Source organism: Cobetia amphilecti (assembly GCF_032923285.1).
Lineage (GTDB): Bacteria > Pseudomonadota > Gammaproteobacteria > Pseudomonadales > Halomonadaceae > Cobetia > Cobetia amphilecti.
This window is the reverse complement of the sequence record NZ_CP136695.1, coordinates 3,128,908-3,140,724: the sequence shown is the minus strand read 5'-3', so window position 1 is coordinate 3,140,724 and position 11,817 is coordinate 3,128,908. Positions and strand designations below refer to the sequence as shown.

Sequence of the window (11,817 nt, the reverse complement as noted above, 5' to 3'; positions counted from 1 at the left end):
CTTGCTACAGGCTTGCAGACTCGGGGCGTGTCAGCCCAGCACGGGCTGGCGGCGCGCCTGCATGCGGGCCAGAAATACCTGCATCACGCGCCGGTAGAGCTCGCGTCCCAGCACCACATCCTCGACGCCGGCATCCAGATTCGGGTTGTCGTTGACCTCGATGACCACCACGCGGTCCTCCAGCTGTTTCAAGTCGACGCCGTAGAGACCGTCGCCGATCAGGCGGGTCGCTTTCAGGGCCGCCTTGATCACGGCCGCTGGCACCTCGCTCGGGTCGACCGTCGCGAAGCCGCCGGAGCGAGTACGCGCGCCGCTGTGGTCGTAGATCTGCCAATGGCCACGTGCCATGTAGTAACGGCTGGCGAACAGCAGCTTGCCGTCGAGCACGCCGATGCGCCAGTCGAACTCGGTTGGTAGCCACTCCTGCAACAGCAGCAGGGCGGAGTCATGGAACAGCCGCTCGGCTTCGCGCACCAGTGTCTCGGGGCCATCGATCTTGACGATGCCGCGGGAGAAGGCGCCATCCGGCACCTTCATCACCAGCGGGTAGCGCATGTGCTGACCGCGCTCGGCCAGCTGGCGCAGTTCGCCCCGATGGATCAGGCGACCCTGCGGGGCACTCAAGCCGCGTGCCTTGAGAAGCTCATGCAGAAAGACCTTGTTGGTACAGCGCAGGATCGACTGGCTGTCATCGATCACCACCAGCCCTTCGTGCTCGGCACGCTTGGCCATGCGATAGGTGTGGTGATCCAGACTGGTCGTCTCGCGGATGAACAGGCCATCGAACTCGGCCAGACGGCCTTCATCGCGCCGGGTGATCAGGCTGACATCGATGCCCAGGCGCCGGCCTTCGCGGATGAAATGCTTGAGCGCGGTGCGGTTCGACGGCGGCAGCGCCTCGTCCGGGTCGACCAGCATGGCGAGGTCGAAGCGGTAATGGCGGCGTGCCTTGGGCGTGCGCCACACCTTGCGCGAATGGCGATTGAGCGCCTGGGCGAAGCGGTCTTCATCCGCCGCTGCCAGGTGGCTCAGGGATTGCGGGCGCACCCGCTTGAGCACCCAATGATCGCCACGGTCTTCAAGACGCACCTCCAGCAGCGGGCAGGGCAGGCGCTCGAACAGCTTGCGTGCGAGACGCGCAAGCGCGGGGTCTGCGCTCTCGCCGAAGGTCAGCAGCAGGTCGAGGCGTGGCGGCTTGCCAGCTCCATGCGTCACGCCTTGCGGGGCGGGCAGGGCGCCCTTGCGTGTCAGTTCCTCGAGCAGCACGCGGATGCCGCCCAGTTCCATGTCGATCAGTGACTTGCGTGACAGCTGATTGAGGGTCTCCACCGACGGCAGCGCCTTCTGGCCGCGCGCCTGGGCCAGCAACGAGACGTAATAGCCGATGCCTAGGTAATCCAGCCCGCCGCACAGGTTGATCACGTGGGTGGCGGGCTGCGGCGCATCGTCGGCGCGCTGGGCTGGCGCATCGCTTGAGAGTTCGGAAAGAAAGTCATGGGCGCTGATGACATCATCACTGGGATAGAAGGCGCGCCAGTCAGAAACACGGTCAACCACGATACGCAGGCGGGACATTGCGAAGCCTCGCAAGGCGGGCACCGAAGCGGTGCCGAATGCGCGCATCATGAGAAACAATCCCCGTCATCGCAATAGGCTGGAAAGTGAAATAATTTCATGCAAAGAGACCAAGACAAGACGCGTCTGCATGCCCAGAATGCAGCGCATTGCTACTGCCCCGCGACACGCTGATCCTCGGACGGCGTCAGGGCGCTGACAGGCGGGAGAGCCTGCACCATGACCCCCATTCTGCGCCCGGCCATCCGGGCCGATCTCGACGCTCTGGTAGAGCTCGAGGAAGTCAGTTTCGACAGCGACTGGTTCAGTCGTCGTCAGCTGTCCCATCTGATTCTGCGTGCCCATGCCCGTACCCTGGTGATCATCCAGCCCGATGACGATGTCATCCCGGCCGCACCAGCGGTAGACGATGTGATGGCCGCGCTGTGGCCAGCCGGTAGCGTCGAGCGCGATGACGCCACGCCGCTGCGCAGCGTGCTCGGCTACGGCACCGTGCTGTTTCGGCGCAATTCACGCCGGGCGCGACTCTACTCCTTCTGCCTGCATCCGGAATCGCGTGGCCGCGGCCTTGCCCAGCGCATGCTCACATCGCTTGAGCAGCTGGCTATCGCGCAGGGCTGTACGCAGTTCGATCTTGAGGTGCACACCGGCAATGGCGCGGCGATCGCGCTCTACGAGCGTCACGGCTTCGAGAAGTGTGGTCGCCTGCGCGATTACTATGCCGACGGGGCCGCCGCCTGGAAGATGCGCAAGGCGCTGACGCTGGATTCACCGGTGCCGGTGGCTGAGGAACTCGCGGCCGGTGATGCCGGTGAAGCGCACCCGGGGTCGCCCCCAACGGTGAATGCCGGCGCCGCCTGAGCCAGGGGCATGGCGCGCGTGGCCCCCATGGGCTAGGATGCGCTGTTTATTCTTCATGGCTTCAAAGGAATCGCTCCCATGCCGTCATTCGATATTGTCTCCGAACTCGACAAGCACGAAGTTCAGAATGCCGTCGATCAGGCCAATCGCGAACTCGCGACGCGCTTTGACTTCAAGGGCGTGACTGCCAGCTTCGAACTCGAGAAGGAAGAGAACGTCAATCTGGAAGCCGACGCCGACTTCCAGCTGCGTCAGATGATCGAACTGCTCAAGGGCCGTCTGATCGCGCGCGGCATCGATGTGCGCTGCCTGGAAGAGAAGGACGCCGACACCGCTGGCGTGCGTGCCCGTCAGCAGCTGGTGCTGCGTCAGGGGCTGGACCAGCCGACCGCCAAGAAGATCGTCAAGGCGCTCAAGGATGCCAAGCTCAAGGTCCAGGCACAGATCCAGGGCGAGAAGGTCCGCGTCACCGGCAAGAAGCGTGACGACCTGCAGGGTGCCATGGCGCTGCTCAAGGGTGATGAGAGCCTCGAGCTGCCGCTGCAGTTCAACAACTTCCGCGACTGATCCAGCGCGCAAGTGACTGGCGATCGCCATTCTCAGCACCGTTCGCTATCGGCGTGCGGTGCTGTCTTCGTTTGATTCGCTGATTTGCGGTGTCGTGAGAGTCACTGATTCGCATGTTCTCTGGATCAACAGATTCGCTTTGAAAGCGTCATGTCTCGTCGCTGGCGCTACGCTTGTCCAGCTCGGTGCTTCACTCGAGACGACCGGACGCGTCGCTTTCAAAGCGTTTCACCCTATTCGTACGTAATATCTGCGCCATGCGGGCCGCTTCGGCACCCGACAACGCGCAAAGAGAGGTTATATGTCTGCTCCGCTCGCTATCGGCCAGCGCAACACCCTGACGATCACCAAGCGGGTCGGCTTCGGCGTCTTCCTCGATGGTGGGGATCGCGGGGAAATCCTGCTGCCGACGCCCTTCATTCCGGCGGGGGCCGACATCGGTGACGAAGTCGAAGTCTTCGTCAGCCTGGATGATGAAGACCGCCTGCTGGCCACCACGCGCTATCCGCGTGCCATGGCCGGTGAATTCGCCGCGCTCAAGGTGGTCGAGGTCAATGACATCGGCACCTTCCTCGACAATGGCCTGGGCAAGGACCTGCTGCTGCCCTACGGCGAGCGCAAGCGTGAGCTCAAGGCCGGCCAGTTCGCCATGGTGCACGTCGGTCTCGACAAGCACAGTGACCGCATGGTCGCCTCGATGCGTCTGGATCGCTGGCTCGACAAGACTCCGGCTACCTACGCGGTGGGCCAGGAAGTCTCCGGTCTCGTCGCTGCGCGCACCGACCTGGGCATGAAGATCATCATCGACAACGCCCATTGGGGCCTGGTGCACCACGACCGTATCTTCACGCGTCTTCGCATCGGCAATCGTCTGCGTCTGTGGGTGTTGAAGAATGACGGCAACGGCAATGTCGATCTCACGCCGCAGGCGCCGGGTCCGGCTGGCCATCTGCAGCTGGCGGACCGCATTCTGGCCGCGCTGGAAGCCAGTCAGGGCGTGCTGCCGCTGGGTGACAAGAGCGAACCGGAAGCCATCAGTGAAGCTTTCGGTGCCAGCAAGGCCAACTTCAAGCGCGCCATCGGTCACCTGAAGCGCGAAGGCAAGGTCACGCTGGCGCCCACCGAGACGCGTCTGGTCAAGTAAGTCACTGCTGTCAGCCTGTGCTGCCACTGCCACCCTCGGGAGACCGACGGGTGGCAGTTTGCGTTTCAGGCTGCCGCATGGCACCAATGACAGCGTATCATGGGGGTATCTTGTGCTGAGTTGCCCCCAATCGCTCCTTCACTTTCGACAAGGAATGTCTGCATGACTGTCTCTGCTTCTGCTGCCTCCTCCGCTTCTGCTGGTTCGCCGCGTCTGTTGATTGCTCCTGACAGCTTCAAGGAAGCGCTGGCAGCCAGTGATGCCGCCGAAGCCATGGCGCGTGGTGTTCGCCGGGTACTGCCCGAGGCACAGATCGATCTCTGCCCGCTGGGGGATGGCGGTGAGGGCACGCTGGCGGCGTTGTTGGCGGCGGCCAGTGAAGCAGACCCCATCGAGGCGCGCAGCGCTCAGGTGCGTGATCCGCTCGGGCGTGACGTCACCGCCCAGTGGGGCTGGCAGCCGGGTAGCCGCACGGCCATCGTCGAGCTGGCCGAAGCCAGTGGTCTGCATCTGGTCAGCCCTGATGAGCGCGACGCGCGTGTCGCCGACACGCATGGCGTGGGTGAGCTGATCCTGGCGGCGCTGGACGCCGGTGCCGAGCGACTGATCGTCACCCTGGGCGGCAGTGCCACCAACGATGGCGGCAGCGGCATGCTGCGCGCGCTCGGGCTGCGTCTGCTCGACGCTGATGGCAATGAGCTGCCCGCAGGTGGCGCGGCCCTCGCGCGTTTAGCGAGCCTGGACGTCAGTGCGCTGGACCCACGCCTGGCCGATCTCAAGGTGTCTGCCGCAGTCGATGTCGACAACCCCCTGTGTGGTCCGCGCGGCGCGAGCGCCGTGTTCGGCCCGCAGAAGGGCGCCGATGCCGCGGTGGTCGAGGAACTGGATGCGGCACTGGGCCACTTCGCGCGCCTGAGCGCGGAAGTGCTGGGCGCAGACCAGCAGCAGTTGGCCGGTGCAGGGGCCGCAGGCGGCATGGGCTACGCGGTGGCGGCCTGGTTGAATGGTGAGTTGCGCCCGGGCATCGAGTTGGTGATGGAGCGCCTCAACGTGAGCGAGCGTCTGGCGGGCTGTGATCTGCTGATCACCGGGGAAGGCGGTCTGGATGGCCAGAGCCTGGGCGGCAAGACCCCCATCGGTGCGGCGCGAGCCGCGCGAGCCGCCGGGGTTCCCGCCATCGTGTTGGCGGGGCGACTGGCCGAGGGCTGGCAAGCCGCCCATGATGAGGGGGTCAGTGCCGTCTTCACGCTGTGTGACAGTGCGATGCCGCTTGAGCAGGCGCTGGCACGCACCTCGGAGCTGCTGGCTGACCGCTGCGAGGCCATCATGCGTCTCTGGCAGTTGGCGCAGCGCGGCTGAACGCAGCCCGGCTGAACGCAGCCCGGCTGATCGCAGCCCGACTGACCGCAGCTAAACCACGCCCGGCTCGACGGATCGCGGCGTCGAATCCGGCCGCAGACAGCGGCCCACGGCCCCCATGGCGGGGGGGCGTGGCCTTTCGCGATATCGGCAAGCCCGTTACCATGCACGCAGTTGCTATCAGGCGGATAGTCAGAAAGTACTTTTCCCATGAACGACTTGGCGTTTGACTGGTAGCAGGAAGCACACGGTGTGTGACCGCAGGTGGTGAGGAACCGACATGATGATCTTTCGGCGCATGAAGCGTATCTGCTGGCTTGGCCTGGCCTGGTTGTTCTTCGGCATCGGCTTCGCTGGCATGTTTCTGCCGCTGCTGCCCACCACCGTCTTCATGCTGCTGGCGCTGGCCTGTGCCAGCCGAGGTTCACCGCGCTTTGCACGCTATATCCGGGAACACCCCCAGATCGGGCCGACGCTGGTGGCCTGGGAGCGCGAACGCGCCATTCCGCTGCGCGCGCGCATCATGGCGGTCAGCATGCTGGCCGTCTCGATGCTGATCATCCTGTTCACCGTCTCAGTGCTAGCCGTCAAGGTCTCGCTGCTGGTCTTCCTGTCGCTGCTGGCACTCTGGCTGGCCACGCGCCCGGAGCCCAAGGGCGAGGGGGCAAACTTGGCCGTCAGTGGCGAATCCCTTCCGCGCGAATGAGCGCTTCATCGCGGGCAGGTGAGGTGTCTGCTCCCTCGCTGTCCGCTGTCTTCCTGCCGTGAGGAGTCCTCTCCCGCGGCGCTGATTGCGGAGTCTTTGATGTCACAACCTGCAGCGATTCATCTTGCCGATTATCAGGCACCCGCCTGGCGTGTGCTGGACACCCGCCTGACGTTTGATCTGGCACCGTCAGCGACCCGTGTGACGACCGTGCTGACCCTCGAGGCCAATCCCGATGCCGCCGTGGGCAGTGATGCCACGCCGCCGCTGGTGCTCAATGGCGAGCATCTGACGCTTGAGTCCGTGCGTGTCGATGGGCGAGCGCTCGCCAGTGATGAATACAAGCTCGACGAGACTCACCTGACCTTGGCCGGCCTGCCGGCCAACTGTGAGCTCGAGACGGTGGTGGTGATCGATCCGGCCGCGAATACCGCGCTGGAAGGGCTTTATGTGTCCTCGGGCATGTTCTGCACCCAGTGCGAGGCCGAAGGCTTCCGTCGCATCACCTACTACCCGGACCGCCCGGACGTGATGTCGGTGTTCACCACCACCATCATCGCCGACAAGGACAGCTACCCGATCCTGCTCTCCAACGGCAATCCCATCGAGCGTGGCGAGCGCGAGGGCGGTCGTCACTTCGTCACCTGGCAGGACCCGCATCCCAAGCCGTGCTATCTGTTCGCGCTGGTGGCGGGAGACCTGGTCAAGCATGACGACAGCTTCACCACCATGAGTGGCCGTGACGTCGCTCTGGAAATCTGGGTCGAGCCGGAAAATCTCGACAAGACCCAGCACGCCATGAACTCCCTCAAGGCCTCCATGAAGTGGGACGAGGAAGTCTACGGTCGCGAATATGACCTCGACATCTTCATGATCGTCGCGGTCAACGACTTCAACATGGGCGCGATGGAGAACAAGGGCCTCAACATCTTCAACAGCGCCTGCGTGCTGGCCAACCCCGATACCACCACCGACGCCGCCTTCCAGCGCGTCGAAGGGGTGGTCGCGCATGAGTACTTCCACAACTGGTCGGGCAACCGCGTCACCTGCCGTGACTGGTTCCAGCTGTCCCTGAAGGAAGGCTTCACCGTCTATCGCGACCAGACCTTCTCCGCCGACATGAACTCGGCGCCGGTCAAGCGTATCGAAGACGTCGCCATGCTGCGTACCGCGCAGTTCGCCGAAGATGCCGGCCCCACCGCACATCCGGTGCGCCCGGCGTCCTATATCGAGATTTCCAACTTCTACACCCTGACCATCTACGAGAAGGGTTCCGAAGTGGTGCGCATGGTCGCCAACCTGCTCGGGGAAGAGGCCTTCCGTCGTGGCAGTGACCTCTACTTCGCGCGCAACGATGGCAGCGCCGCCACCATCGAGGACTTCATCAGCGCGATGAGCGAAGCCTCCGGTCGCGACTTCAGCCAGTTCATGCGCTGGTACTCACAGGCCGGAACGCCGAACATCGCCGCCAGCGGCACCTTCGATGCCCAGGCAGGCACCTATTCCCTCACGCTGCGTCAGTCCACGCCGCCGTCACCGGGGCAGGCGGAGAAGCTGCCGCTGGTGATTCCGGTGCGCATGGGGCTGGTCGGCGCCGATGGCAGCGATCTGGCGCTGACCCTCGACGGCGAAGCGCTGGGCACGGAAACCGTGCTGGAGCTGACCGAAGCCGAGCAGACCTTCGTCTTCACCGGCCTTGCCGGCGATGCCGAGCCGGTGCCGTCGCTGCTGCGTGGCTTCTCGGCGCCGGTCAAGCTGGCCTTTGACTACAGCCGTGAGCAGCTGGCCTTCCTGATGCAGCACGACAGCGATGGCTTCAACCGCTGGGATGCCGGTCAGCGTCTGGCCATGGCAGCGCTTGAAGACCTGATGGCGGCCTGGCAGCGTGGCGAGCAGGAGGCCCAGCTGGATGAGCGCCTGCTGGCCGCCTATCGCTTCCTGCTCCAGAGCGAGGCTTCCGATCGTGCGGTGCTGGCCGAGATGCTGACGCTGCCCTCGGAGGCCTATATCGCCGAGCAGCAGAGTGTCGTCGATGTCGATGCCATCCACTGGGCGCGCAAGACCACCAAGGCGCAGCTGGCCAGTGCGCTGCGCGACGACTTCGTGGCGCTCTATCACGCCAATGCGCAGCAGGGCGACTACGTGCCGACCTTCGAGCAGATGGCGCGTCGCAGCCTCAAGAATGCCGCGCTCAGCTATCTGATGAGCATCGAAGACGAGGAGGGCGTGCGCCTGGCCCAGGCCCAGCTGGCGGCGGCCCACAACATGACTGACGTGCGTGCCGCGCTGACGATGCTGGTGCACTCCTCACGCACCGATCTGGGTGACCCGGCGCTCAAGTCCTTCGCCGAGCGCTGGTCGCATGATCCGCTGGTGATGGACCAGTGGTTCTCGATCCAGGTCACGCGTCCGCAGGCCGATGTGCTGGACCGCGTGCGCTTCCTGATGGAGCACCCGGCCTTCTCGTTGACCAACCCCAACAAGGTGCGTGCCTTGATCGGCGCCTTCGCCGGCCAGAACCGCGTCAACTTCCACCGTCTCGATGGCGAAGGCTATCGTCTGCTGGCGGATGTGGTCATCGAGCTCAATCGTCTGAATCCGGAAATCGCGGCGCGCATTATCACGCCGCTGACGCGTTACAAGCGTTTCGATGCCAAGCGTCAGGACTTGATGAAGGCAGAGCTTGAGCGTATCCGTGGCGAGAAGCTCTCGAACAACCTGTATGAAGTCGTGGAGAAGGCACTGGCCTGATCCGCTGAGCTGGCCCTTGAAGACAGACGGCAGTCATCGCGCGATGCGGTGACTGCCGCCGACATGAAAAAGCCCCTGCCAATCGGCAGGGGCTTTTTCATGTCACGCGCCTGGCGCAAGTCCCGTCAGGGCATCGCCTTCAAGACCATCGCGTATACGATCATTGCGTACACGGTCATCGCTTTCAGGGTCATCGCTTTCAGGGTCATCGCTTTCAGGGGCATCGCGCGTCAGGCAATCATCCAGCCCAGGAAGGTCAGGCCGATGAAGGTCATCAATAGCCCGCCGATGATGGAGCCTCTCAACAGTGACGTGATGCCCTTGAAGAGCAGGTAAAGTCCCAGAATCAATCCCAGCAGGCTGAACAGCGAAGTGCTGAGCCCCAGCTCACCAGTGAGGCCATTGAAGAATCCCGATAGGGCATCATCGAAGTTGGCGAAGAAACCGCCCAGACCTTCGACGATGAAGCGAATGGCAGCACCCAGTTGCGTGCCGATCCAGTTGAAGAAGTCTTCCATAACGCATGATGTCCAGACAGAAAAGAGGCCCCAGTGTGCCATGAAAGACGCGGATGCGCTGTCATCCGAGCTGATACTTGGCGGTGAATGCCTCGATCGCCATCGGCTTGTCCATCAGATAGCCCTGAAGGGCATCACAACCCATCTCCAGCAGCAGTTCGCGCTGTCTGGGGGTCTCGACGCCTTCCGCCACCACGCACATGCCCAGCTCACGCCCCAGCTGTACCATGAAGTTCACCATGCGGCGATTCATCTCGTCGTTCTCGAGATCATTGACGAAGCTGCGGTCGACCTTGAGCTCATCGAAGGGCAGGTGCTTGATGTAGGTCAGTGAGGAGAAACCGGTGCCGAAATCATCCAGCGACAGACGCAGGCCCAACGAGCGCAGTTCGTGCATGCGTGCCACCGTGGCGGGCATGTCGGTGGCGAAGACGTTTTCGGTCAGCTCCAGCTGCAGATATTGCGGGTCGAGCGTGTGCTGGCTGAGTGCCTTGGCGACATTGCCGACGTAGTGAGGGGAGTCCAGCTGCTTGACGCTGACATTGACCGACAGGTAGATCCTGGCGAAGACGGTGCCTTTCTGCCAGTCCTCCAGCAGCTTGCAGGCCTGCTCCAGTACCCAGTCGCCGAGGCTGTCGATCAGCTGGCTCTTCTCGGCCAGTGGAATGAATTCATAGGGCGAGATATTGCCGAGCTTGGCGTGTCGCCAGCGCAACAGGCACTCGGCGCCGACCAGCTTGAGTCCCCGATCGAATTGCGGCTGCAGTTCCACGTAGAGCTCTTCATTCTCGATGGCGCGGCGCAGGTCATTTTCCAGCTGCACGGCGCGCTCAAGCTCCACGCGCATGCTGGGATCAAAGCGGACGGTCTGATTGCGTCCGGCTTCCTTGGCGCGATACATCGCGATATCCGCGCGCCGGATGAGTTCCTCCGCACTCAGATGGCGATCATGGAACATGATGCTGCCCAGGCTCGCCGAGCTGTGATGTTGCAGTGGCTGCGCTTGCGGGCCTGAGAGCGAATACGGCTGGTTGAGCGCCTGCTGCAGGCGTTCCATCAGCTCATCCAGTTCGCGACAGGCAGTCTGCGGATCATGGCTCAGGGGCTGTACCAGGATGACGAACTCGTCCCCGCCGAAGCGCGCCACCAGGTCGCTGTCACGCACCGTGGAGCTCAGGCGGTGGGCCACCTCGATCAACAGATGGTCGCCGGTGGTATGCCCCAGCAGGTCGTTGATCTTCTTGAAGTGGTCCAGATCGATGAAGATGAGCGCGCCGTGGGTGCCACGGGCGTCGGTGATGATGATGGCCTGCTGCAGGCTGTCGATCAGCGTGGCTCGGTTGGCCAGCTTGGTCAGCGAGTCGAAGCGACTGTGCTGGTGCAGCAGGGCCTCTGATTCGACGATACGCGTGATATCGGTGATCGAGCCGATCATGCGCAACGGATTGCCTTCGCTGTCCCGCTCGATGACATCGCCCTTGTCGATCACCCAGACGACGTCGCCACCGCGGGTCAGCATGCGGTGGCGGTGATAGTAGGCCGTCTTGCCCGCCATGCAGTCCTGGATGGCGATCATCGTCTCGGGCTTGTCCTCGGGGTGCAGCAGGCTTGCGAATTCTTCCAGGCTGTTGCTGAGCTCGCTCTCCGGGATGCCCAGAATCTGTGACCAGCGGCGATTGTGCGTCACGGAACTGGTCAGGATATTCCAGTCCCAGAAGCCTTCCAGCGAGGTGTCATAGATGTGGTCGATCTGGCGGGTCTTGCGCTCATGCTCACGGACTTCAATGGTGATGTTGTGCGCCAGAACGGCGACCAGCGGCTGGCCGTGAATGTCATGGAAGGGCTACTTGATGGAGCGGAAGTGGTTGACCTCGCCGGTGGTGCCGTCGGTGGCATCCTCGAAGACCGTCTCGCGCTCGAACCTGCTGAGCACCTGCTCCACGCTGCGCCGAAAGAAGTGGCTCTGCTCGGTATTGCCGGTGTAATGGCTGTCATCACGTCCGACGATGTCCTCGCGTGAAGTGCCATAGAAGTCGGTCAGGGTGCGGTTGGCGTAGCGAAACAGCCCCTTGGCATCCTTGATGAACATGATGTCGGGGTGGGTGTCGACCAAGGTGCGTAAAAGGTGGTTCTCGGCTTCCAGTGCCTCGAGACGCGACGACATCTCCAGCAGGCGCGAGTGCAGGCTGCTGTCATCAGGCTGGCGGAAATCGTCGGAGCCTTCTGGGCGCGGATAGCGGCGATCCCCGGCATCGGAAGGTGCGGTCATGGCAGGTTCCTGAGGCGACGGTCTGTGCTCTCAGTCTACGTGGCCGCTCGGTTGAATAGGCGGGGAA

10 protein-coding genes are annotated in these 11,817 nt (G+C 63.4%); 6 read left to right on the top strand and 4 right to left on the bottom strand.

The genetic code is table 11. The features are described from left to right. Positions 1 to 30: 30 nt before the first annotated feature. Positions 31 to 1,626, bottom strand: coding sequence for a RimK family protein (locus R1T44_RS13365; protein WP_317292208.1), 1,596 nt, complete (start codon positions 1,624 to 1,626; stop codon positions 31 to 33). A 168-nt stretch (positions 1,627 to 1,794) separates the two neighbouring features. On the opposite strand from R1T44_RS13365, the gene R1T44_RS13360 reads away from it, so the two are divergent. The 6 genes from R1T44_RS13360 to pepN all read left to right on the top strand — a co-directional run bounded on the left by R1T44_RS13360 (position 1,795) and on the right by pepN (position 8,963). Beyond that, positions 1,795 to 2,436, top strand: a complete 642-nt coding sequence (locus tag R1T44_RS13360; RefSeq protein WP_317292207.1) for a GNAT family N-acetyltransferase — start codon at positions 1,795 to 1,797, stop codon at positions 2,434 to 2,436. 78 nt (positions 2,437 to 2,514) lie between these two features. Next, positions 2,515 to 3,003 (top strand): YajQ family cyclic di-GMP-binding protein, encoded by a 489-nt coding sequence (locus R1T44_RS13355; RefSeq protein ID WP_054556286.1) that lies wholly within the window; start codon positions 2,515 to 2,517, stop codon positions 3,001 to 3,003. Between the two features lie 301 nt (positions 3,004 to 3,304). Next, entirely contained in the window at positions 3,305 to 4,147 is an 843-nt protein-coding gene (locus tag R1T44_RS13350; RefSeq protein ID WP_317292206.1) for a CvfB family protein, read from the top strand. 162 nt (positions 4,148 to 4,309) lie between these two features. Continuing rightward, positions 4,310 to 5,506, top strand: a complete 1,197-nt coding sequence (locus R1T44_RS13345; RefSeq protein ID WP_317292205.1) for a glycerate kinase — start codon at positions 4,310 to 4,312, stop codon at positions 5,504 to 5,506. Between the two features lie 280 nt (positions 5,507 to 5,786). After that, positions 5,787 to 6,212: a YbaN family protein gene (locus tag R1T44_RS13340; protein ID WP_225996323.1), complete on the top strand. Its 426-nt coding sequence runs from the start codon at positions 5,787 to 5,789 to the stop codon at positions 6,210 to 6,212. A 99-nt stretch (positions 6,213 to 6,311) separates the two neighbouring features. Then, entirely contained in the window at positions 6,312 to 8,963 is a 2,652-nt protein-coding gene (gene pepN, locus R1T44_RS13335) for an aminopeptidase N (RefSeq protein WP_317292204.1), read from the top strand. Positions 8,964 to 9,193: 230 nt separating this feature from the next. Here pepN and R1T44_RS13330 read toward each other — a convergent pair whose 3' ends face one another. The 3 genes from R1T44_RS13330 to R1T44_RS13320 all read right to left on the bottom strand — a co-directional run bounded on the left by R1T44_RS13330 (position 9,194) and on the right by R1T44_RS13320 (position 11,750). Continuing rightward, positions 9,194 to 9,481: a hypothetical protein gene (locus tag R1T44_RS13330; protein ID WP_043334097.1), complete on the bottom strand. Its 288-nt coding sequence runs from the start codon at positions 9,479 to 9,481 to the stop codon at positions 9,194 to 9,196. A gap of 61 nt (positions 9,482 to 9,542) precedes the next feature. Continuing rightward, positions 9,543 to 11,168 carry a bifunctional diguanylate cyclase/phosphodiesterase gene (locus R1T44_RS13325; protein WP_317292203.1) on the bottom strand — a complete coding sequence of 542 codons (1,626 nt, stop codon included), beginning with the start codon at positions 11,166 to 11,168 and terminating at the stop codon, positions 9,543 to 9,545. Positions 11,169 to 11,324: 156 nt separating this feature from the next. Beyond that, positions 11,325 to 11,750 (bottom strand): PAS domain-containing protein, encoded by a 426-nt coding sequence (locus R1T44_RS13320; protein ID WP_317292202.1) that lies wholly within the window; start codon positions 11,748 to 11,750, stop codon positions 11,325 to 11,327. Between the last annotated feature and the right edge of the window lie 67 nt (positions 11,751 to 11,817).